The organism is Actinoplanes sp. NPDC021490 (genome assembly GCF_055562135.1).
Genome location: NZ_JBVHFW010000028.1, coordinates 68,938 through 94,578, shown reverse-complemented (window position 1 = coordinate 94,578; position 25,641 = coordinate 68,938). Strand labels below are relative to the sequence as shown.

The window sequence follows — 25,641 nt, the reverse complement described above, 5'->3', positions numbered from 1 at the left end:
GCTGGCCGAGATGTCACCGGTGTTCCGGGCGCGGCTGTCCGAGTGCGCCGAGGCCCTTTCCCCGTACGTGGACTGGCAGCTCGACGATGTCCTGGCCGGTCGTCACGGTTTTGAGGCGGCCGATGTGGTGCAGCCTGCGCTGTGGGCCGTGATGGTGTCGCTGGCCGCCGTGTGGGAGGCCACCGGTGTCACGCCGGACGCCGTCGTCGGCCACTCGCAGGGTGAGATCGCCGCGGCGACGGTGGCCGGGATCCTGTCGCTGGACGACGCCGCCAAGGTGATCGCGCTGCGCAGCAAGACCCTGCGTGCCCTGGCCGGCCGGGGCGGGATGCTGTCGATCGCCGAGCCCGCCGACGCCGTGCGAGCCCGCATCCATGCCATCTCCGCGACCGCCGGCACGCATCTCTCGATTGCCGCCGTCAACGGCCCGAACGCCACCGTTGTCTCCGGTGACATCGGCGCGTTGCAGGAGCTGGCCGATTCGCTGGGCGAGCAGGTGCGCCACCGGATGATCCCGGTCGACTACGCCTCGCACAGCGCGCATGTGGACGAGCTGCGCGACGAGATCCTGCAGGCGTTGCACGGCATCGAGCCGCGCCCGGCCCAGGTCCCGATGGTGTCGGCCCTGTCGGGCGAGTGGCTGGCCGGACCGGAGATGACACCGGAGTACTGGTTCTCCTCGCTGCGCGAGACCGTCGAGTTCGACCGGGCCGTCCAAACGGCCGGCGACGGCGTGTTCATCGAGGTCTCGCCGCATCCGGTGCTGGCGCCCGTCATCGACGCGACGGTGGTCGGCACCCTGCGACGCGACGACGGCGGCCCCGGCCGCCTGCTGACTTCACTCGCGGAAGCGTACGTGGGCGGTGTGCCCGTCGACTGGACGACGGTGCTCGGCGGCGGCACGGCCGTCGAACTGCCCACGTACGCCTTCCAACGCCGGCGCTACTGGCCGGTCGAGCCGGTCCGGCCCGCGCTGCCGGCCGGCGTCGACGACTGGCGCTACCGCATCGCCTGGCCGCCCTTCACCCCCGCCACTCCGGCTCCAGCTCTCGACGGCACCTGGCTGCTGGTCGGCCGGGGCGACGAGGCCGAGGCGTGCGCCGGTGCACTGATCGCCCAGGGCACGCGGGTCATCCGCGACCTCGGCGCCGCGACCGGCGTCGACGTGTCCGGTGTGCTGTCGTTCCTAGCCCTCGAGCCGGGGCACGACGAGACGTACCCGCAGATCCCGCGGGGCACGGCGGCCATGGTCGACCTCGTGCAGGCGCTCGGCCACGCCGGGATCACCGCTCCGCTGTGGGTGCTGACCCAGGGCGCCGTGCGTACCGGACCCGGCGAGGACACCACGGCCCCCGCGCAGACGCAGCTCTGGGGCATCGGCCGCGTCACCGGCATGGAACTGCCCGACCGCTGGGGCGGGCTCGTCGACCTTCCACCGACTCCCGGCCCGGACACCTGGACCGCGCTGGCCACGGTGCTGGCCGACGGGCAGGAGGACCAGGTCGCCCTGCGCGAGACCGGCCCCCTCGTCCGTCGCCTGGTGCGCGCCGAGCCCCGAGCGGCCGATCGTGGCCCGTGGCAGCCGCGCGGCACGGTGCTTGTCACCGGTGGCACCGGCTCGATCGGGGCCTGCGTCGCCCAGTGGCTCGCCGACCGGGCCGCCCCGCGCGTCGTGCTGACCAGCCGCTCCGGCACGTCGGCCGACGGGGCGGCCGTGCTCGCGGCCTCGATGGCGACCGCCGGAACCCAGGTCGACGTGGTCAGCTGCGAGACCGGCGCCCGCTCCGACGTGACCGGCCTGGTCTCGTGGATCCAGGACTCCGGTCCCGGCTTGTCCACCGTGCTGCACTCGGCCAACACCGGCTATCTGGCCCGGGTCGAGGACACCACCCGCGAGGGCCTGGCCAAGGCGCTGGGCGCGAAGGCCGCCGGCGCGGTCTGGCTCGACGAAGCCACCGCCGCCCTCGGGCTCGACGAGTTCGTGCTGTTCTCCTCGATCTCGGCCACCTGGGGCAGCAACGACCACGGCGCGTACGCGGCCGGCAATGCCTTCCTCGACGGCTTCGCCGAGAACCGCCGCGCCCGCGGCCTGCCCGGCACGTCGATCGCCTGGGGCGTCTGGGCCTCGCGCGACTGGGACGCCGTCGACGAGGTGATGGACCAGAGCGCGGGCCGGGTCACACCCCGCAAGCTGCGCCGCCAGGGCATGAACTTCCTGGAGACGCAGCGCGCGCTGACCGCCCTCGACCAGGTGCTGACCGACGACGAGACCTTCATCGCGCTGGCCGACGTGACCTGGGAGAAGTTCGCCCCGGTGTTCCGGGCCAAGCGCTCGCGCCCGCTGCTGGACGCCATCCCCGAGGCCCGCGAGGACCACGGCCCGGCCGAGATGCCGAGCCTCCCGGCGGCGACCGGAAACCCGTTCGCCGGCCTGGCCGCCGCCGACCGCCGGCGGGCCGCCGTGGAGTTGGTGCGAGCCCACGCGGCGGCCGTGCTCGGCCACAACTCGGCCGCCGAGGTGCCGCCCGCGCAAGCCTTCCGCGAGCTGGGCTTCGACTCGCTGACCGCCGTCGAGCTGCGCAACCGGCTGAACGCGGCCGTCGGCGTCCGGCTGCCGGCCACGATCGTGTTCGACCACCCCACTCCGGCCGCGCTGGCCGACGAGATCCTGTTCCGCCTGTTCGGAGCGACGGAGGCGGCCGTGCCGGCCGTGGTGGCGGCCGCGGCCCCGGCCGAGCCGATCGCCATCGTGGGCATGGCCTGCCGCTACCCGGGCGGAGTGCGTACGCCCGAGCAGTTGTGGGATCTGGTGGCCGGCCGCGGCGACGCGATCGGCGGCTTCCCGGCCGACCGCGGTTGGGACACCGGTGACCTGTTCGACCCGGACCCGGACGCCGAGGGGTCCACCTACGTGATGGAGGGCGGCTTCCTGACCGGGGCCGCCGAGTTCGACCCGGCGTTCTTCGGGATCAGCCCGCGCGAGGCCCTGGCCATGGACCCGCAGCAGCGGCTGCTCCTGGAAACCTCGTGGGAGGCGATCGAGCGGGCCGGGATCGACCCGCGATCGCTGCACGGCTCGCCGGCCGGGGTGTTCGTCGGCGCGGCCCGGTCGGCCTACCCGGGCCCCGGGACGGACGTGCCCGGCTCCGAGAGCCACCGCATGACCGGCACCGCGATGAGCGTTCTCTCGGGCCGGATCGCGTACGCGCTGGGGCTGACCGGCCCGGCCATGACGGTCGACACGGCTTGCTCGTCGTCGCTGGTCGCGCTGCACCAGGCGGTGCAGGCGCTGCGATCGGGGGAGTGCACGGTCGCGCTGGCCGGCGGCGTGACGATCATGGCCGACCCGAGCGAGTTCGTCGGCTTCGCCCGGCTGCGGGCGTTGTCCCCGGACGGCCGGTGCAAGGCGTTCGCGGACGGCGCCGACGGCATGGGCATGGGCGAGGGCGTCGGCATCGTGGTGCTCGAGCGTCTGTCCGAGGCCCAGCGCCACGGCCACGAGGTGCTCGGGGTCGTACGCGGCAGCGCGGTCAACCAGGACGGCGCCTCCAACGGGCTCACCGCGCCCAACGGGCCGTCGCAGCAGCGGGTCATCCGCTCGGCGCTGGCCAATGCCCAGGTGACGGCGGACGAGGTCGACGCGGTCGAGGCCCACGGCACCGGTACGGCGCTGGGCGACCCGATCGAGGCCGGCGCGGTGCTGGCCACCTACGGCCAGGGCCGGGACGACGACCGCCCGCTCTGGCTGGGGTCGCTCAAGTCGAACATCGGGCACGCTCAGCAGGCGGCCGGTGTCGCCGGTGTCATCAAGATGGTGATGGCCCTGCGGAACGGGCTGCTGCCCCAGACCCTGCACGCCGAGACACCGTCGACCCATGTGGACTGGGCCTCCGGTAACGTCCGGCTGCTGCAGGAGCCGGTGGAGTGGCCCGCGGGGGACCGCCGCCGCCGGGCCGGTGTCTCGGCCTTCGGCATCAGCGGCACCAACGCCCACGTGATCGTCGAAGAGGCGCCCGAGCCGCCGCCGGCCCCGGTGTCACCGGTGTCTCCGGCGCTGGTCGACCGGCCGGTGTGGGTGCTCTCCGGCCGTGACACCGAGACCCTGGCCGGTCAGGCCCGCCGCCTGCACGAGCACTTGCTGGCCCACCCCGCACTCGCGGTGGGCGACGTGGCGTGGTCCCTGGCGACGACGCGCACCAGCTTCGAACACCGCGCGGTGGTTCTCGGCGGTGACCTGGACGGCCTTTCCGCCCTCGGCGCCGGTCGGCCGGCCACCGGTGTCATCACCGGTTCCCCGGCTTCCGGCCGCACGGTCTTCGTCTTCCCGGGTCAGGGCAGCCAGTGGATCGGCATGGGCCGCGATCTCATGTCACCGGTGTTCCAAGCGCGCCTGCAGGAGTGTGCGGAGGCCCTTTCCCCGTACGTGGACTGGCAGCTGAACGACGTACTGGAAGGCCGTCACGGGTTCGAGGCCGCCGACGTGGTGCAGCCCGCGCTGTGGGCTGTGATGGTGTCGCTCGCGGCGGTGTGGGAGGCGGCCGGTGTCACGCCGGACGCGGTCGTCGGTCACTCGCAGGGTGAGATCGCCGCCGCGACGGTGGCTGGGATTCTGTCGCTGGACGATGCCGCAAAGGTGGTCGCGCTACGCAGCAAGACGCTGCGCGCGTTGGCCGGTCGGGGCGGGATGTTGTCGATCGCCGAGCGGGCCGACGCCGTGCGAGCGCGCCTCGACGCTTGGCTCGCCAACGCGGCCCCCGTCGACGCCGCCCCGGTGAGCCTCCCGGCCACCGATCCCGCCGGCGCCGAGTTTGCACGCCGTAGCCCGGAGCTTTCGATCGCCGCGATCAACGGCCCGAACGCCACCGTTGTCTCCGGTGACATCGATGCCCTGCAGGCGTTCGCGGACTCGCTGGGCGAGCAGGTACGTCATCGGATGATTCCGGTGGACTACGCCTCGCACAGCGCCCACGTGGACGAGCTGCGCGACGAGATCCTGGCCGTCCTCGACGGCATCGAGCCCGGCCGGACCCGCATTCCGCTGATCTCCTCGCTGACCGGGGAGTGGCTGTCCGGCCCGGAGATGACACCGGAGTACTGGTTCGCCAGCCTGCGCGAGACGGTCGAGTTCGACCGGGCCGTCCGGAGCATCGGCGAGGGCATCTTCGTCGAGGTGTCACCGCACCCCGTGCTGACGCCCGCGATCGACGCACCGGTCGTCGGCACGCTGCGGCGCGACGACGGCGGCGCCGACCGGCTGATCACCTCGCTGGCCGAGGCGTACGTGTGCGGTGTCGACGTGGACTGGAAAGCCGTCCTCGGCGGCGGCGCCAGGATCGACCTGCCCACGTACGCGTTCCGCCGCGACCGGTTCTGGCCCGAGCCCGCGCCCGCCGTGGTCACCGCGGGCACTCCCGCCGAGGCCGGCTTCTGGAACGCCGTCGAGAGCGGCGACGCCACCACCCTGGCCGGCCTGCTCGGCGTCGACCCCGCCGACGCGGCCCTGAGCGCGCTCACCGACTGGCGCCGCCGCCAGCGCGCCGACGCGGCCATCACCGACTGGCGCTACCGCATCACCTGGTCACCCCTCACCGGCGCGTCCACGTCGCTGACCGGAACGTGGGTCCTGGTGGGATCCGCGCCCGCCGTGGCGGAAGCACTGACCGCGGCCGGAGCCACCGTCCACACCGTAGAGGTCGGCGGGATCGACATCACCGACCGGGACGCGCTGGCCGCGGCCCTGCCCTCCGGCATCGGCGACCTTGCCGGAATCGTCTCCGCGCTCGCCCTCGACGACGAGGCGGAAGCCCCTCTCGTCAGGCACCCCGGGGTGTCGCGCGGTCTGGCCGCCACGCTGGCCCTGGCGCAGGCGGTCGCGGCAACACCGGGCCGGGAGAGCTCGCTGTGGGTGCTGACCCGCGGGGCGGTTGCCGTCGCCCCCGGAGAGCCCGTTGGCGAGCCCTCCCAGGCCCAGATCTGGGCCCTCGGCCGCACGGTCGCCCTGAGCCATCCCCACCTGTGGGGCGGCCTGATCGACCTGCCCGTGAACGGCGACGACGCGGCCCTCGGCCACGTCCCGGCCGTGCTCGCCGGAAACACCGCCGGTCCCGCGGGGGAGGACCAGGTGGCCTTGCGCGCGTCCGGGGCATACGGGCGGCGGCTGGTGCGGGCCGTCCCGGCGACCGGCCCGGCCTGGAAGCCGCGCGGCACCGTGCTTGTCACCGGTGGCACCGGGGCGATCGGCGGGCACGTCGCCCGCTGGCTCACCACCCGCGACGCGGACCACGTCGTGCTGACGGGGCGGCGCGGACCGGCCGCGGAGGGCGTACCGGCGCAGGTCTCGGAACTGGCCGGCGCGGGCACCACGGTCGAGGTCGTCGCCTGCGACGTGGCCGACCGGGCCCAGGTCGCCGGACTGCTGCCCCGCTACGACAACCTCTCGACGGTCATGCACACCGCGGGCGTGGGCCAGGGTGGCTCGGTCGAGAACACCACGGTCGACGGCCTGGCCGAGGTGTGCGCCCCCAAGGCCGGCGGCGCCCGATGGCTGCACGAGCTGACCGCCGGACGCGAACTCGACGACTTCGTGCTGTTCTCGTCGGGCGCGGCGATCTGGGGCGGCAGCGAACAAGCCGGCTACGCCGCCGCCAACGGATACCTGGACGGCCTCGCCGCCGCCCGACGCGCCCGCGGGCAGAGCGCCACGGTGCTCTCCTGGGGCCGCTGGGCCGGCGACGGCATGGGCGGCGGTGATGTCGGCTCCCAGCTCGACCGGTACGGCGTACGGGCCATGGACCCGGAACCGGCCGTGCGGGCGCTCGCCCAGTCGATGGACGCGGGCGAGGACGCCGTCACGGTGGCCGACATCGACTGGCCGGTGTTCGCGCCGACGTTCACGCTGCGCCGGCCGAGCCCGCTGCTGGCCGGCCTGCCCGAGGCGACGGTCGCCACGGCCGGGACCGGCAGCGCGCCCGGGACCGGCAGCGCCCTCGCCGCCGAACTCGCCGGCCGGCCGCCCGCGGAACAGCTGCGCCGGCTCGCCGACCTGGTGTGCGAGCAGGCCGCGGCCGTCCTGGGTCACGCCGGTGGCGGCGCGATCCCGAAGGCCCGGCCGTTCCGCGAACTCGGCTTCGACTCGGTCATGGCCATCGACCTGCGCAACCGCATCACCACGGCCACCGGCCTGAAGCTGCCGGCCACCCTCGTCTTCGACCGCCCGACCCCGGCCGAGCTGGCCGGCCATCTGCACGGCGAACTCGGCCTGGACACCGCGGCGGCCCCGGCCGCCACCGATCCGGTCATCGAGCAACTCAGCCGGCTGGAGGACGCGCTGGCCGCCGTGCCCGGAGGCAGCGGCGCCCGCCGTGACGTCACCGCGCGGCTGAGAACCGTGCTGTCGCGATGGCTGGGCGACACCGAGCAACCACAACAGAACCAGCAGGAAGAGCAGTTGCTGGCCGGTCGGCTCGAGAGTGCCGACGCCGGCGAGGTCCTGGACTTCATCAACAAGGAATTGGGGCTTTCGTGATGACCGGTGGAGCGCAGGCGGCAGGCGGCGACCAGCAGATGCTCGACACCCTCAAGCGGCTCGCGGCCGACCTCTATCGGACCCGCGAGCGTGTCAAGGAACTCGAGGCGGGCGAGCGGGAGCCGATCGCGATCGTCGGGCTGGGCTGCCGGTACGCGGGCGGCATCAGCGGCCCCGAGCAGTTCTGGGACCTCCTGACGGCCGGCACCGACGCCATGGGCGAGTTCCCGCCCGACCGGGGCTGGGCGGCGTGGGAACGGGCCTACGGCGCCGGGGACGACTACGCCCGGCTCGGCGGCTTCCTCTACGACGCGGCCGAGTTCGACGCCGGCTTCTTCGGGATCAGCCCGCGCGAGGCGCTGGCCATGGATCCGCAGCAGCGCGTGCTGCTCGAGACGGCGTGGGAGGCGGTCGAGCGGGCCGGCATCGACCCGCACGCGCTCAAGGGCTCCGACACCGGTGTCTTCATCGGCGCGAGCAGCACCGCCTACGGATCGGGCGTGGCCGGGGCCGAACGCAGCACCGAGGGCTACATGATGACCGGCGGCCTGACCGCGGTCGTCTCCGGACGCATCTCCTACACCCTCGGCCTGACCGGACCGGCCGTCACCATCGACACCGCCTGCTCTTCTTCGCTGGTCGCCCTGCACCTGGCCGTGCAGTCGCTGCGCTCCGGGGAGTGCTCGCTGGCCCTGGCCGGCGGCGTCGAGGTGCTGGTCATGCCGGACGCCTTCCTCGAGTTCTCGCAGCAGGGCGGCATGGCCGCCAACGGGCGCTGCAAGTCGTTCGCGGCCGAGGCCGACGGCATCGGCTGGGGTGAGGGCGCGGGCATCATCGCGCTCGAGCGGCTTTCCGACGCCCGCCGCCACGGCCACCAGGTCCTCGGGGTCATCTCCGGCAGCGCGGTCAACCAGGACGGCGCCTCCAACGGGCTGACCGCCCCCAACGGCCCCTCGCAGCGCCGCGTCATCCAGGCCGCCCTGGCCGACGCGGGCGTGCACGCGCGGGACGTCGACGCGGTCGAGGCGCACGGCACGGGCACCACGCTCGGCGACCCGATCGAGGCGCAGGCGCTGCTGGCCACGTACGGGCAGGCCGACGGGCGCGCCGAGGACGAGCCGCTGTGGCTCGGCTCGGTGAAGTCGCAGATCGGCCACTCCGGCTGCGCCAGCGGTGTCGCCGGTGTCATCAAGATGGTCCTCGCCCTGCAGCACGGCGTGCTGCCCCGGACCCTGTTCGCCGACAACCCGTCCCCGCACGTGGACTGGGCGTCGGGCAACGTGCGGCTGCTCCAGGAACCCCGCGAATGGCGGCGCGGCGACCGTCCGCGGCGCGCGGGCGTCTCGGCCTTCGGGGTCAGCGGCACCAATGCGCACGTAATCGTCGAGGAGGCCCCGGCCGGCGCCGGACGCCGCGAGACCGTGGTCGACGGCGACCCGCGCGTGCTGGCCGGCCGCAACCCGGTGTGGCTGGTCTCCGGTGGCAGCCCCGACGCGCTGGCCGCCCAGGCGGGCCGGCTCCGGGAGCACCTCGACGCCCATCCCGCGCTGGACACCGGTGACGTGGCCTGGTCCCTGGCCACGACGCGGGCGGCCCTCGAGCACCGGGCCGTGGTCCTCGACCCGGCCGGGCTGGCCGCGGTGGCCGCGAAGCAGCCGGGCACCGGTGTCGTGACCGGTTCGGTGACGCCGGGCGGTCTGGGCGGCACGGTCTTCGTCTTCCCGGGTCAGGGCAGTCAGTGGATCGGTATGGGACGCGATCTCATGTCACCGGTGTTCCAGGCGCGCCTCAAGGAGTGTGCCGAGGCTCTTTCCCCGTACGTGGACTGGCAGCTCGATGATGTCCTGGAAGGCCGTCACGGTTTCGAGGCTGCCGACGTCGTGCAGCCCGCGCTGTGGGCCGTGATGGTGTCGCTGGCCGCCGTGTGGGAAGCCACCGGTGTCACGCCGGACGCCGTCGTCGGCCACTCACAAGGAGAAATCGCGGCTGCCACAGTGGCCGGGATCCTGTCGCTGGACGATGCCGCGAAGGTGGTCGCCCTGCGCAGCAAGACTCTGCGTGCGCTGGCCGGTCGGGGTGGGATGCTGTCGATCGCCGAGCCCGCCGATGCCGTGCGAGCGCGTCTTGACGCTTGGCTCGCCAACGCGGCGCCGGTGAGGCGCCCGGGCTCTGATCCCGCCGATGCCGAGCCCGCACGTCGTGGCCCGGAGCTTTCGATCGCCGCGGTCAACGGCCCGAACGCCACGGTTGTCTCCGGTGACATCGATGCCCTGCAGGTGTTCGCGGAGTCGCTGGGCGAGCAGGTGCGCCACCGGATGATTCCGGTGGACTACGCCTCGCACAGCGCCCACGTCGACGAGCTGCGCGACGAGATCCTGGCTGTCCTGCAAGGCATCCAGCCGCGCGAGGCCCGGATCCCGCTGGTCTCGGCCATGTCCGGCGAGTGGCTGTCCGGCCCGGAGATGACACCGGAGTACTGGTACTCGTCGCTGCGCGAGACCGTCGAATTCGAACGAGCCGTCCGAATCCTCGGCGGGAGCGGCCACGGCGTGTTCGTCGAGGTGTCGCCGCACGCCGTGCTGACCGGCGCCGTGAGCGACACGATCGGGGACATCGACGGCGCCTTTGTGACCGGCACCCTGCGACGCGACGACGGCGGCACCGACCGGCTCCTCACCTCGCTGGCCGAGGCGTACGTGCGTGGTGTGGCCGTTGACTGGCCCTCGATCCTGGGCGGCGGCACGACCGTCGACCTGCCCACGTACGCGTTCCAGCGCCGTCGCTACTGGCTCGGGGCGGTAGCGCCGGCGCAGCTCGAAACGTCCGTCGACGACTGGCGTTACCGCATCACCTGGCAGCCCACGGATGACACCGGTGTCCCGGCCCTGACCGGCACCTGGCTCGTCGTCGGCGACGGCCCGGAGCGCGACGCGGTGACGAACGCGCTGACCGCCCACGGCGCCGAGGTCCTCGAGGCCTCCGACCCGGCGCACCTTTCGGCCGCGACGGACGTCACCGGTGTCGTGTCCCTGCTCGCGCTCGACGAGACGCCCCTGGCCGGCCACCCGTTCGTCCCCGGCGGCCTGGCCGGGACCGTCGACCTGGTGCAGGCGCTGGTCCGCCTGGACATCACCGCCCCGCTGTGGGTGCTGACCCGCGGCGCGGTGCAGGCCGCTCCCGACGACCTGACCACCAACCCGGTACAGGCCCAGGTCTGGGGTCTCGGCCGGGCGATCGGCCTGGAGCGCCCGGACAGCTGGGGCGGTCTCATCGACCTGCCGGCGGCCTGGGACACCCGGTCGGGCGTACGGCTGGCCACGGTGCTGGCCGGCGGCCGTGAGGACCAGGTCGCCCTGCGGCCCACGGGCACGCTGCTGCGCCGGCTCGTACGGGCCGAGGCCCACCGCGCCCAGAAGACGTGGAGCGCCCGCGGCACGGTCCTGCTGACCGGCGGCACCGGCTCGATCGGCGCCTGCATCAGCCCGTGGCTGGCCGGGCACGGCGCCCCGCGCGTCGTTCTCACCTCCCGTTCCGGACCGTCCGCCCCCGGCGTGGCCGAGCTGGCCGCGGCCACGGCGACGGCCGGTTCCGACATCGAGATCGTGAGCTGCGACCTGGCCGTACGCGAGCAGGTCACCACCCTGATCGACGGCATCCAGGACTCCGGCCCGGCCCTGTCCACCGTGCTGCACTCGGCCAACGCGCCCTATCTGGCCCGGGTGGAGGACACCAGCCGCGAAGGCCTGACCATGGCGCTCGGCGCGAAGGCGGCCGGCGCGGTCCACCTCGACGAGGCCACCGCCGACCTCGGGCTCGACGAGTTCGTGCTGTTCTCGTCGATCTCGGCCACCTGGGGCAGCAACGACCACGGCGCGTACGCGGCGGGGAACTCCTTCCTGGACGCGCTGGCCGAGGACCGCCGCGCCCGCGGACTGCCCGGCACATCGATCGCCTGGGGCGTCTGGAACACCCGCGACTGGGACGCCGTCGACGCCGTGATGGACCAGGCCCCCGGCCGCGTCACGCCGCACCGGCTGGTCAAGCAGGGCATGAACTTCCTCGACACCGGCAAGGCGCTCACCGCGCTCGGCGAGATCCTGGCCGACGACGAGACGTTCATCGCGCTGGCCAACGTCGAGTGGGCGAAGTTCGCACCGGTGTTCCGGGCCGCCCGCCCCCGCCCGCTGCTCGAGACCATCCCCGAGGCGCAGGAGGACACGGCCCCGGCGGCGGTGACCGACGCGCGCGGGGAGTTCGCCTCCCGGCTCGCCACCCTTTCCACTGCCGACCGACGCCGTACGGTCGTGGACCTCGTACGCTCGCACGCGGCCGCCGTGCTCGGTCACGACTCCGCCGAGGAGATCGTGGCCACCCGGGCGTTCCGCGAGCTCGGCTTCGACTCGCTGACCGCGGTCGAGCTGCGCAACCGGCTCAACGACGCCTGCGGGCTGCGGCTGCCCTCGACGATCGTCTTCGACCACCCCAGCGCGGCCGTGCTGGCCGACGCGATCCTCACCGAATGGTTCGGATCCGAGACTCCCGGCCAGGTCGTGGCGGTCGCCGCCGCCCCGGCCGAGCCGATCGCTATCGTGGGCATGGCCTGCCGCTACCCGGGCGGGGTGCGCAACCCCGAGGAACTGTGGGAGCTGCTCGTCCGGGGCGGCGACGCGATCAGCGGCTTCCCGGCCGACCGTGGCTGGGACGCCGAGGCGCTGTTCGACCCCGACCCCGACGCCGAAGGCTCCTCGTACGTCGTCGAGGGCGGCTTCCTCACCGAGGCGGCCGGGTTCGACGCCGACTTCTTCGGGATCAGCCCGCGCGAGGCCCTGGCCATGGACCCGCAGCAGCGGCTGCTCCTGGAGGCCTCGTGGGAGGCGATCGAACGGGCCGGCGTCGACCCGCAGTCGCTGTCCGGCAGTGCCACCGGTGTCTTCGTCGGCGCGGCGCCCTCCGGCTACTTCCATGCGGTCGACGGTGACCCGGGCGCGCAGGCCCACATCATCACCGGGAACGCGCTGAGCGTGCTGTCCGGCCGGATCTCGTACACCCTCGGGCTGACCGGCCCGGCCATGACCGTGGACACCGCCTGTTCGTCGTCGCTGGTCGCCCTGCACCAGGCCGTCCAGGCGCTGCGCTCGGGCGAATGCACGGTTGCGCTGGCCGGCGGGGCCACGGTGATGGCCGACCCGGGCGAGTTCGTCGGCTTCTCCCGGCTGCGGGCCCTGGCGCCCGACGGCCGGTGCAAGGCGTTCGGCGAGGGCGCGGACGGCATGGGCATGGGCGAGGGCATCGGCATGCTGCTGCTCGAGCGCCTGTCCGAGGCGCAACGCCACGGCCGCAAGGTCCTCGGTGTCATCCGGGGCAGCGCGGTCAACCAGGACGGCGCCTCCAACGGCCTGTCCGCCCCGAACGGGCCGTCGCAGCAGAGGGTCATCCGCTCGGCGCTGGCCAATGCCCAGGTGACGGCCGACCAGGTCGACGTCGTCGAGGCGCACGGCACCGGCACCTCGCTCGGTGACCCGATCGAGGCCGGGGCGCTGCTGGCCACCTATGGGCAGGGCCGCGGCGACGACCGGCCACTCTGGCTCGGATCGCTCAAGTCGAACATCGGCCACGCGCAGCAGGCATCCGGTGTCGCCGGTGTCATCAAGATGGTGATGGCGTTGCAGAACGGGCTTCTTCCCCGGACGCTGCACGCCGGCACCCCTTCGTCGCACGTGGACTGGACGTCCGGCAACGTGCGGCTGCTGCAGGAGCCGGTCGAGTGGCGCGAGGGTTCGCGGCCGCGCCGGGCCGGTGTCTCGGCCTTCGGCATCAGCGGCACCAACGCCCACGTGATCATCGAAGAGGCCCCGGATTCCGTCCCGGCCGTCCCGGCCGTCCCGGCCGACGCGGCCTCGGATTCCGTCCCGGCCCAGGCCGACGCGGCTCCCGTGCTCACCGGCGCCGTCGCGTGGCCCGTCTCCGGTCGCGGTCCGGCGGCCCTGGCCGGTCAGGCGGGCCGGCTGCGCGAGCACGTGCTGGCCCACCCCGCGCTGCCGGCGTCGGACGTGGCCTGGTCGCTGGCGACCACCCGGACAGCCTTCGACCAGCGCGCCGTGGTGCTCGGCCCGAACGTCGGCCGGGCCAGTGAGTTCGCCGCCGGTCTGGCCGCGGTGGCCACCGGTCAGCCTGCCCCCGGCGTAGTCACCGGTGGCATCGCTGCCGGTGGCCCCGGCCGCACGGTTTTCGTCTTCCCGGGTCAGGGCAGTCAGTGGATCGGTATGGGTCGCGAGCTGGCCGAGATGTCACCGGTGTTCCGGGCGCGGCTGTCCGAGTGCGCCGAGGCCCTTTCCCCGTACGTGGACTGGCAGCTGGACGATGTCCTGGAAGGCCGTCACGGTTTTGAGGCCGCCGATGTGGTGCAGCCTGCGCTGTGGGCCGTGATGGTGTCGCTGGCCGCCGTGTGGGAGGCCACCGGTGTCACGCCGGACGCCGTCGTCGGCCACTCGCAGGGGGAAATCGCGGCCGCCACGGTGGCCGGGATCCTGTCGCTGGACGACGCGGCCAAGGTGATCGCGCTGCGCAGCAAGACCCTGGGCGCCTTGGCCGGCCGGGGCGGGATGCTGTCGATCGCCGAGCCCGCTGACGCCGTGCGAGCGCGCCTCATTGCCACGCCTGCGGACTCGTACGCGGCGAAGCTTTCGATTGCCGCGGTCAACGGCCCGAACGCCACGGTTGTCTCCGGCGACATCGAGGCTTTGCGCGAGCTGGCCGATTCGCTGGGCGAGCAGGCCCGCCACCGGATGATCCCGGTCGACTACGCCTCGCACAGCGCCCACGTGGACGAGCTGCGCGACGAGATCCTGCAGGTACTGGAGGGCATCCGCCCGCGTACGGCCCGGGTCCCCCTCGTGTCATCGATGTCAGGGGAGTGGCTGTCGGGTCCGGAGATGACGCCGGACTACTGGTTCGCCTCGCTGCGCGAGACCGTGGAGTTCGACCGCGCCGTCCGTGTCCTCGGTGACACCGGCCATGGCGTCTTCGTCGAGGTGTCGCCGCACCCGGTGCTCACCCCTGCGATCAGCCTGGACGCGGTCGTGGTCGGCACCCTGCGGCGCGACGACGGCGGCGCGGATCGCATGCTCGCCTCGCTGGCCGAGGCCTACGTCAACGGTGTCACGGTCGACTGGGCGGCCGTCCTCGGCGGCGGCACGACCGTCGACCTTCCCACGTACGCCTTCCAGCACCGCACCTTCTGGCCCGAGCCGGCCGCCGGCCCGCAGCCCGCCGACGCCGGCTTCTGGGCCGCCGTCGAGTCGGGCGACCTGGCCGGGCTCGCCGCCACGCTCAACCTCGACGGCGACCGCCTGGGCGAGGTGCTGCCCGCGCTGGCCGATTACCGGAGCCGCAGCCACGGCGACCCGGTCGTAGCCGACTGGCGCTACCGCATCTCGTGGGTCCCCGCGACCGCCTCCGCGCCGGTGCTGACCGGCACGTGGCTCCTGCTCGGGGAGAACTCCGCCCCGATCGCTTCCGCGCTGGAGTCGGCCGGAGCCACGGTCGTCCGCACCCTGACCGGCGCCGGGCCGCTGACCGGCGTGGTGTCGCTCGCAGCCGACCTGATCGACACGATCGAGCTGATCCGGACGCTGGACCGCTCCGGCGTGACCGCACCGCTCTGGGTGCTGACCCAGGGCGCGGTGAGCGCCGTCACCGGTGACACGGTGGCTCCCGCTCAGGCACAGGTGTGGGGCCTGGGCGTCGTGGCCGCACTCGAACTCCCCGACCGCTGGGGCGGCCTGGTCGACCTGCCGCCCACGCTCGACAACCGGTCCGCGGCCGCGCTGGTGTCGGCCCTGGCCGATCGCGGCGAGGACCAGGTCGCCGTCCGCGCCGGAGGTCTGCTCGCGCGCCGCCTGATGCACGCCGGCCGCCCGCAGATCCGTGAGACGTGGACTCCGCAGGGCACAGTGCTCGTCACCGGTGGCACGAGCGGCGTAGGTGCGATCACCGCCCGCTGGACCGCCGAACGGGCTGCGACCCGGGTGGTCACAACCAGCCGGTCCGGGCCGGCGGCCACTGGCGTGGCCGAGCTGGCTGCCTCGATCGCGCTCACCGGCTCCGCCGCCGACGTGATCGCCTGCGACATCGCCGACCGGACCTCGGTCGCGACCCTGATCGACTGGATCGACGCCTCGGGCCCCGCGCTGTCCTCGGTGATGCACGCGGCCGGTGTGGGCGACCGCAAGCCGGTGACCGACCTCGAACCGGCCGACCTGGACCGCCTGCTGGCGGCGAAGGCAGGCGGCGCGGCGATCCTCGACGAACTGACCGCCGGCCGGGACCTCGACGCGTTCGTCCTGTTCTCGTCGGGCGCCGGTGTCTGGGGCAGCGGTGGCCTGGGCGCCTACGCGGCGGCCAACGCCTACCTCGACGGCCTGTGCGACGACCGCCGGTCCCGGGACCTGCCCGCCACCTCGATCGCCTGGGGTCTCTGGGCCGGCGTCGGAATGGCGGCCAGCGAGGGTGGCGAGCGGCTGCGCGACTTCGGGATGGACGGCATCGACGCCAAGCGGGGCATGCTCGCGCTGGGTCAGGTGCTCGACGCCGACGAGGGCGCGATGGTGGTGGCCGGCTTCGACTGGCCCAACTTCGTCCCGGCGTACACCCTGCACCGGCCCAGCCGCCTGCTCGCCGACCTGCCCGAGGCCCGCGAGGCCGAGGAACCAGCGGACGGCGCCCCCGGCGAGTGGGCCGGTCGCCTGGCCAGGATGCCGGTCGGCGAACAACAGAAAGTGCTCACCGACCTCGTACGGTCCCATGCTGCCGCCGTGCTGGGCCACACCTCGGCCGAGGACGTGCTGCCGCAGCGCGCCTTCAAGGACCTCGGCTTCGACTCGGCCGGCGCCGTGCAGCTGCGCAACCGCCTGTCCGAGGTGGTCGGCGTCCGGCTCGCGTCGACGATGGTCTTCGACTATCCCAACGCGGCCGCCCTCGCCGACTACCTGCGCGGCGAACTGGTCGGCACCCAGCCCGCCGAGACGACTTCGGTCCAGATCGTCGCGGCCGCCCAGGGCGAGCCGATCGCGATCGTCGGCATCGGCTGCCGCTACCCCGGCGGCGTCACCGGCCCCGACCAGTTCTGGGACCTCATCGCCTCCGGCACCGACGCGATGGGCGGCTTCCCGGCCGACCGCGGCTGGGACGCGTGGCAGGAGGAGTTCGGCAAGGGCCAGGACTACCGCAGGCTCGGCGGCTTCGTGTACGACGCGGCCGACTTCGACGCCACCTTCTTCGGGATCAGCCCGCGCGAGGCCCTGTCGATGGACCCCCAGCAGCGCCTGCTGCTGGAAACCTCGTGGGAGGCGATCGAGCGGGCCGGCATCGACCCCAAGTCGCTGCACGGCTCGGCCACCGGTGTCTTCGTGGGCGCCAACTTCTCCGGATACAGCTCTGTGCTGCCGGTCGACGACGAGAGCCTCGACGGCTACCGGCTCATCGGCAACGTGACCGCGGTCCACTCCGGCCGCATCTCGTACTGCCTGGGTCTGACCGGACCGGCCGTCACCGTGGACACGGCCTGCTCCTCCTCGCTGGTCGCGCTGCACCAGGCCGCCCAGTCCCTGCGAGCGGGTGAGTGCTCGATGGCCCTGGCCGGCGGCGTCGCCGTGATGGTCTCGCCGGCCGCCTTCCAGGAGTTCGCGCAGCAGGGCGGCATGGCCTCCAGCGGCCGCTCCAAGGCGTTCTCCGACGAGGCCGACGGCATCGGCTGGGGCGAGGGCGCGGGCATGGTGCTCCTCGAGCGCCTGTCCGACGCGCAGCGCCGCGGCCACCAGGTGCTCGCGGTCATCCGCGGCAGCGCGATGAACCAGGACGGCGCCTCCAACGGCCTGGCCGCCCCCAACGGCCCGTCCCAGCGCCGCGTCATCCGGTCCGCCCTGGCCAACGCCCAGTTGACGCCGGCCGACGTGGACGCGGTCGAGGCCCACGGCACCGGCACCACCCTGGGCGACCCGATCGAGGCCCACGCGCTGCTGGCGACCTATGGCCAGGGCCGCGCCGCGGACAAACCGCTGTGGCTGGGCTCGGTCAAGTCGAACATCGGCCACAGCCAGTGCGCGGCCGGTGTCGCCGGTGTCATCAAGATGGTCATGGCCCTGCAGCACGAGACCCTGCCCCGGACCCTGTACGCCGAGACCCCGTCGACGCACGTCGACTGGGATTCGGGCAACGTGCAGCTCCTGCAGGAACCGGTCGGCTGGCCCGCCGGCGACCAGCCGCGCCGGGCCGGTGTCTCGGCCTTCGGCGTCAGCGGCACCAACGTGCACATCATCGTGGAGGAGGCCCCGGCCGCCCTCGGCGCGCTGTCCACCGTTCCGGTGACCCCGCGGGAGGCCTTCCCGCAGGTACCGGCGTGGGTGATCTCCGGTCACAACGCCGCCGGCCTCGCGGGCCAGGCGGGCCGGTTGCGGGAGCACCTGATCGCGGAGCCGGGACTCGATGTCACCGATGTCGCGTGGTCCCTGGCCACGACGCGGGCGGCTCTCGAGCACCGCGCCGTGCTGCTCCCCAGCACCCGGATGAAGCTGACCGCGGACCTCGCGGCGGTCGCCACCGGCCAGCCTGCCCCCGGCGTGGTCACCGGTCACGTGACTCCGGGTGGCGTGGGACGGACGGCGTTCGTCTTCCCGGGCCAGGGCAGCCAGTGGATCGGCATGGGCCGCGATCTCATGTCACCGGTGTTCCAGGCGCGTCTGCAGGAGTGTGCCGAGGCCCTTTCCCCGTACGTGGACTGGCAGCTGAACGATGTTCTGGAAGGCCGGCACGGGTTCGAGGCCGCCGACGTCGTGCAGCCCGCCCTCTGGGCCGTGATGGTGTCGCTGGCCGCGATGTGGGAAGCGGCCGGTGTCACCCCGGACGCCGTCGTCGGCCATTCGCAGGGTGAGATCGCCGCCGCGACGGTGGCCGGGATCCTGTCGCTGGACGACGCCGCGAAGGTAATCGCCCTGCGCAGCAAGACGCTTCTTGCGCTGGCGGGTCGCGGCGGGATGTTGTCGATCGCCGAGCCGGCCGATGCCGTGCGAGCGCGCCTCGACGGCATCCCGGACGGGAACCTGTCGATCGCCGCTATCAATGGTCCGAACGCCACTGTTGTCTCCGGCGACGCGGACGCGCTGCAAGGCTTCGCGGACTCGCTGGGGGAGCAGGTCCGCCACCGGATGATCCCGGTCGACTACGCCTCGCACAGCGCCCACGTCGACGAGCTGCGCGACGAGATCCTGGCTGTCCTGCAAGGCATCCAGCCGCGCGAGGCCGGGATCCCGATGGTCTCGGCCATGTCCGGTCAGTGGCTGTCCGGCCCGGAGATGACACCGGAGTACTGGTACTCGTCGCTGCGCGAGACCGTCGAGTTCGACCGCGCGATCCAGATCCTGGGCGACAGCGGTCACGGCGCCTTCATCGAGGTCTCGCCGCATCCCGTTCTCACCCCCGCGATCGGCCTCGACGCGGTCGTCGTGGGCACGCTGCGCCGCGACGACGGCGGCCTCGACCGACTGCTGACCTCGTTCGCCGAGGCCTATGTCCGAGGTGTCCCGGTCGACTGGCCCGCGCTGATCGGCGGCGGCACCCGGATCGACCTTCCCACGTACGCCTTCCAGCGCCGCCGCTTCTGGCCCGAGACCCCGGCCCCCAAGGGCGGCCCGGCCTCGGTCGACGACTGGCGCTACCGGATCAGCTGGCAACCCGGCAAGCAGACCGGACCGGCCGTCCTGACCGGCACCTGGCTGCTGGTCGGCGACAGCCCCGACGCGCCCGTGATCGCCGCCGCGCTGGCGGACCGGGGCGCCACGGTGGCCCGGACCTCGCTGGACGATCTCGCCCAGGCGCCGGCCGACGTCACCGGTGTCGTGTCCCTGCTCGCCTTCGACGAGTCGGCCGACCCCGAGTTCCCGTGGGTGCCGCGCGGCAGCGCCGACACCCTGGCCCTGGTGCAGGCTCTGGGTTCAGCCGGGATCAGCGCCCCGCTGTGGGTGCTGACCCGCGGCGCGGTGCAGGCCCAGCCGGGCGAGGTGACGACCAGCCCGCTGCAGACCCAGCTCTGGGGCCTGGGCCGGGCCGTCGGCCTCGAGCACCCCGACCGGTGGGGCGGCCTGGTCGACCTGCCGGCCACCGTCGACGCCCGTACGGGATCCCGCCTGGCCGACGTGTTCGCCGACGGCCGGGAAGACCAGGTCGCCGTCCGTGACTCCGGTGTCTTCCTGCGCCGTCTCGTTCGCGCCGAGGCCCGCCGCGCGCTGCCGGAGGGCTGGTCGCCGCGCGGCACCGTGCTGCTGACCGGCGGAACCGGCTCGATCGGCGTCTGCATCGCGCCGTGGCTGGCCGAGCACGGCACTTCCCGCGTCGTGCTGACCTCACGCTCCGGGCCGTCGGTGCCGGGCGTCGCCGGGCTCGCCGCCGAGGTGGCCGGCGCGGGCACGGGCGTCGAGGTCGTGTCCTGCGACCTGGCCGTCCGCGAGCAGGTCGGCGGCATGGTCGACTGGATCGAGGGCACAGGCCCAAGCCTGTCCACCGTGCTGCACTCGGCCAACACGCCGTACCTGGCCCGCGTGCAGGACACCGACCGCGAGGGTCTGGCCGCCGCGCTGGGCGCGAAGGCCGCGGGCGCCGTCCACCTCGACGAGGCGACCGCCGCCCTGGGGCTGGACGAGTTCGTGATGTTCTCGTCGATCTCGGCCACCTGGGGCAGCAACGACCACGCCGCGTACGCCGCCGGGAATTCGTTCCTGGACGGTCTGGCCGAGGATCGCCGCGCCCGGGGTCTGCCCGGCACGTCGATCGCCTGGGGCGTGTGGAACACCCGCGACTGGCAGGCCGTCGACGCGTTCATGGACCAGGCCCCCGGCCGGGTCACCCCCAACCGCCTGCTGCGCCAGGGCATGAACTTCCTGGACACCCAGAAGGCGCTGACCGCGCTCGGCGAAGTTCTGGCCGACGACGAGACGTTCATCGCGGTGGCCGACGTCGACTGGGACAAGTTCGCCCCGGTCTTCTGCGCCTTCCGCCCACGCCCGCTGCTCGACACGATTCCGGAGGCCCAGGAAGAGATCGGCCCCGCGCCGCAACGGAACAGGGAGGGGCGCGGCGAGTTCGCGGACGGGCTGGCCGTTCTGTCCGCTCCGGAGCGCCGCCGCACGGTTGTCGAGCTGGTCCGCACGCACGCCGCCGCGGTGCTCGGCCACGACTCGGCCGACGAGATCGTGGCGACCCGCGCCTTCCGCGAACTGGGCTTCGACTCGCTGACGGCGGTCGAGCTGCGGAACCGGCTCAACGCGGCCACCGGGATCCGGCTGCCCGCCACCGTCATCTTCGACCACCCCAGCGCGTCCGAGCTGGCCGACGAGATCCTGTCCGAGCTGTTCGGCAACGCGCCCGCCGAGGTCATCACCGTCGTGCAGCCGGTCTCGACCGACCCGATCGCCGTCGTGGGCATGGCCTGCCGGTATCCGGGCGGCGTGCGGACGCCGGAAGAACTGTGGGACCTGCTGGCCTCCGGCGGGGACGCCATCGCCGGCTTCCCGGTCGACCGCGGCTGGAACACCGACGACCTGTTCGACCCCGACCCGGACGCCGACGGCTCGACGTACGTGGTCGAGGGCGGCTTCCTCGCCGGGGCCGCGGACTTCGACGCCGGCTTCTTCGGGATCAGCCCGCGCGAGGCCCTGGCCATGGACCCGCAGCAGCGTCTGCTGCTGGAAACCTCGTGGGAGGCGATCGAGCGGTCCGGCATCGACCCGCGTTCGCTGTCCGGCAGTGCCACCGGTGTCTTCGTCGGCGCCGCCGCTTCCGGCTACATCGGGGCGCTGGCCGGCGAGGCGGGCGCGCAGCAACACCTGATCACCGGGAACGCGCTGAGCGTGCTGTCCGGCCGGATCTCGTACGCGCTGGGTCTGACCGGCCCGGCCGTCACCGTGGACACGGCCTGCTCGTCCTCGCTGGTCGCCATGCACCAGGCCCTGCAGGCGCTGCGTTCCGGCGAATGCACGGTCGCGCTGGCCGGCGGTGTCACGGTCATGGCCGACCCCGGCGAGTTCGTCAGCTTCTCGCGGCTGCGGGCCCTGTCGTCGGACGGCCGGTGCAAGGCGTTCGGCGAGGGCGCCGACGGCATGGGCATGGGCGAGGGCGTCGGCATGCTCGTGCTGATGCCCCTCTCCGAGGCGCGCCGCGAGGGCCGTACGGTGCTCGGTGTCATCTCCGGCAGCGCCGTCAACCAGGACGGCGCCTCCAACGGGTTGACCGCCCCGAACGGGCCTGCGCAGCGCCGGGTCATCCGGGCCGCTCTCGCGAGCGCCCAGCTGACCCCGGCCGATGTCGACGTGGTCGAGGCGCACGGCACCGGCACCGAACTGGGCGACCCGATCGAGGCCGGCGCGCTGCTGGCCACGTACGGGCAGGGCCGCCCCGAGGACCGGCCGCTGTGGCTGGGCTCGGTCAAGTCGAACATCGGGCACGCTCAGCAGGCGGCCGGTGTCGCCGGTGTCATCAAGATGATCCTGGCCCTGCGCCACGGCACGCTGCCCCGGACCCTGCACGCCGGCACGCCCTCCCCGCACGTCGACTGGACGGCCGGCCACGTCCGGCTGCTCCAGGAGCCGGTGCAGTGGACCGCGGGCGAGCGTCCACGGCGGGCCGGGGTCTCGGCCTTCGGCATCAGCGGCACCAACGCCCACGTCATCGTCGAGGAGGCGCCGCCGGTCGAGGACGATGTCACCGAGGTCGTGCCGCCGCTCGTCAACGACGGATCGGCCTGGGTGCTCTCCGGCCGCGACGCCTCGGCCCTGGCCGACCAGGCGGGCCGGCTGCGCGAGCACATCCTGGCCCACCCTTCGGTTGACGCCGGTGACATGGCGTGGTCCCTGGCTACCACCCGGGCCGCGCTCGAGCACCGCGCGGTGGTGCTCAACGCCGATGCCGCCGGACTCGCCGCCGTCGCCACGGGCCAACCGGCCCCCGGTGTGGTCACCGGTGACGTGCCGGTCAACGGGGTCGGGCGCACCGTGTTCGTCTTCCCCGGCCAGGGCAGCCAGTGGATCGGCATGGGCCGGTCACTGGAGTCCCCGGTCTTCCAGGCTCGCTTGGCCGAGTGCGCCCAGGCTCTTTCCCCGTACGTGGACTGGCAGCTCGACGACGTCCTGGCCGGCCGGCACGGTTTCGAGGCGGCCGACGTGGTGCAGCCCGCGCTGTGGGCCGTGATGGTCTCGCTGGCCGCGGTCTGGCAGGCGGCCGGGGTGACGCCCGACGCGGTCGTGGGCCACTCGCAGGGCGAGATCGCCGCGGCCGCCGTGGCCGGAATCCTGTCGCTGGACGACGCCGCCAAGGTGATCGCCCTGCGCAGCAAGACCCTCCGCCCGCTGGCCGGACGCGGCGGCATGCTGTCGATCGCCGAACCGGCCGACACCGTCAAGGCCCGCCTCGACGCTTGGCTCTCCAGCGCCGCCGCCGCCGAAGACGCGGGCGCCGATCCCGCCGACGCCGAGCCGGCGCGTCGCCTCCCGGAGCTTTCGATCGCCGCGGTCAACGGCCCGAACGCGACTGTTGTCTCCGGTGACATGGACGCCCTTCGGGAATTCGCGGCCTCGCTGGGCGATGACGTGCGCCACCGGATGATCCCGGTCGACTACGCCTCGCACAGCGCCCACGTCGACGAACTGCGCGACGAGATCCAGTCGGTGCTGCAGGGGATCCGTCCGCAAGAGGCGCAGATCCCGATGGTGTCCTCGATGTCCGGCGCTTGGCTGTCGGGCCCGGAGATGACACCGGAGTACTGGTACTCGTCGTTGCGCGAGACCGTCGAGTTCGACCGGGCGATCCGCATGCTGGCCGACACCGGCCACGGCGCCTTCGTCGAGGTCTCACCGCACCCCGTCCTCACCCCGGTGATCGACGCCGGCGAGGACGCCGTGGTCGTGGGCACGCTGCGGCGCGAGGACGGCGGCGGTGACCGCCTGCTGGCCTCCCTGGCCGAGGCCTATGTCAACGGTGTCGCCGTCGACTGGGCCGCCGTCCTGGGCAGCGGCCGGACGGTCGACCTGCCCACGTACGCCTTCCAGCACCGGCACTACTGGCCCGAGCCGGAGTCCGGGCAACCCGCCGCGGTGGCCGCCACCGGCGCCGAAGCCGGTTTCTGGAACGCGGTCGAGAACGGCGACGCCACCACCCTGGCCGGCCTACTCGGCGTGGACCCGGCCGACGCCACCCTCGGCGCGCTGACCGACTGGCGGCGACGCGAGAAGGCCGACAACTCCGTGGCCGACTGGCGCTACCGCCTCACCTGGACTCCCGTGCGTGACACCGATGCCACGCTGACCGGCCGGTGGCTCGTCGTCGGAGACGATCCCGAGGCTCCCACCATCGTCGAGGCACTGGAGTCCCGCGGGGCCACGGTGGTGCGCTCGGTCGCGGACGACGAGACGGACCTCGCCGGTGTGGTGGCACTGCCGTCCACGCTGAACGACACGCTCGCCCTCATCCAGTCGTCGACTCCAGGCCCGCTGTGGGTGCTGACGCGCGGCGCGGTCCGGGCCGCCACCGGTGACACGGTCGACCCGGCGCAGGCCCAGCTCTGGGGTCTCGGCGCGGTCGCCGCCCTCGAGTTGCCCGACCGCTGGGGCGGCCTCATCGACCTGCCGGCCACGCTGGACGCCCGTACGACCGCCCGGCTGGTCTCGGTGCTGGCCGGCGCGGCCGAGGACCAGGTCGCGCTCCGCCGGGACGGCGTGCTGGCCCGGCGCCTGGTCCGGGCCGGACGCCCGCACACCCGTACGACTTGGACCCCGCGGGGCACGGTGCTGGTCACCGGAGGCACGAGCGGCGTCGGCGCGATCACGGCCCGCTGGGCCGCCGAGCGTGGCGCCCCGCGCGTGGTGCTCACCAGCCGGTCCGGCCCCAGGGCCACCGGTGTCGCGGAGCTCGCGGCCTCGATCGCGGGCGCCGGCTCGGCCGTCGAGGTGACGGCCTGCGACATCGCGGACCGCGCGGCGGCCGGATCGTTGCTCGACCGGATCGGCGACCTGTCCTCGGTGATGCACGCGGCCGGGATCGGCGACCGCAAGCCGGTCACCGCCGTCACCCCGGACGACCTGAGGAACCTGCTTGCCGCCAAGGCAGTCGGGGCCACTGTGCTGGACGAGCTCACCGTGGACCTCGACCTGGACGCCTTCGTGCTGTTCTCGTCGGGCGCCGGTGTCTGGGGCAGCGGCGGCCTGGCCGGTTACGCCGCGGCCAACGCCCACCTGGACGCGCTCTGCGACGACCGTCGCGGCCGGGGCCTGCCCGCCACCTCGATCGCCTGGGGCCTGTGGGCCGGTATCGGCATGGCCGCCGGCGAGGGCGGCGAGCGGTTGCGTACGTTCGGCATGGAGGGCATCGACGCCGAACGCGGCATGCGCGCCCTGGGCCAGATCCTCGACGCCGACGAGGGCGCGATGGTGGTGGCCGGGTTCGACTGGCCGCAGTTCGTGCCCACGTACACGCTGCACCGCCCGAGCCGGCTGCTGGCCGACCTGCCCGAGGCGCAAGCGGCCCTCGAGGCCGACGAGACCCCGGCCCGGCCGAGCGGTGGCGAGTGGGCCGATCGCCTGACCGGCCTGCCGGTTCCCGAGCAACAGCAGATCCTGACCGACCTCGTACGCGGTCACGCCGCCGCCGTCCTCGGACACGACTCGGCCGACGACGTGGCGTCGCAGCGCGCCTTCAAGGACCTGGGCTTCGACTCGGCCGGCGCGGTCGAGCTGCGCAACCGGCTCGCCCAGGCGGCCGGGGTGCGGCTGCCCTCGACGATGGTCTTCGACTATCCCAACGCGGCCGCGCTGGCCGAGGAGATCCGGTGCCGGCTCGTGCCCGACCAGGCCGCCCCGGAAGGCGACTCCGAGGAGCTGGCGTTCCGGGAGGCCCTCGCGGCCATTCCGGTGGCCCGGATCCGCGAGGCCGGCCTGCTCGACCTGCTGCTGCAGCTGGCCAATCCGGGCCCGGGCGCCGCGACGAGCAACGGGAGCGCCGCGGAGTCCATCGACGAGATGGACGCCGAGGACCTCATCCGGATCGCCCTCGACGGCCAGGACTCCTGACCGCCGCCG

Annotated in this window: 2 protein-coding genes and 1 pseudogene; all 3 read left to right on the top strand. The window is 73.7% G+C overall.

Going from position 1 to position 25,641, the window contains the following annotated elements:
• Nucleotides 1-10 precede the first annotated feature (10 nt).
• Nucleotides 11-856 (top strand): annotated as a pseudogene (locus ACZ3I4_RS46230) (acyltransferase domain-containing protein); the annotation flags it as partial.
• 390 nt (nucleotides 857-1,246) lie between these two features.
• Nucleotides 1,247-7,525: a type I polyketide synthase gene (locus ACZ3I4_RS46225; RefSeq protein ID WP_465388541.1), complete on the top strand. Its 6,279-nt coding sequence runs from the start codon at nucleotides 1,247-1,249 to the stop codon at nucleotides 7,523-7,525.
• Nucleotides 7,522-25,632: a type I polyketide synthase gene (locus tag ACZ3I4_RS46220; protein WP_465388540.1), complete on the top strand. Its 18,111-nt coding sequence runs from the start codon at nucleotides 7,522-7,524 to the stop codon at nucleotides 25,630-25,632. The genes ACZ3I4_RS46225 and ACZ3I4_RS46220 overlap by 4 nt, the downstream gene beginning before the upstream one ends.
• The last annotated feature ends 9 nt before the right edge of the window (nucleotides 25,633-25,641 follow it).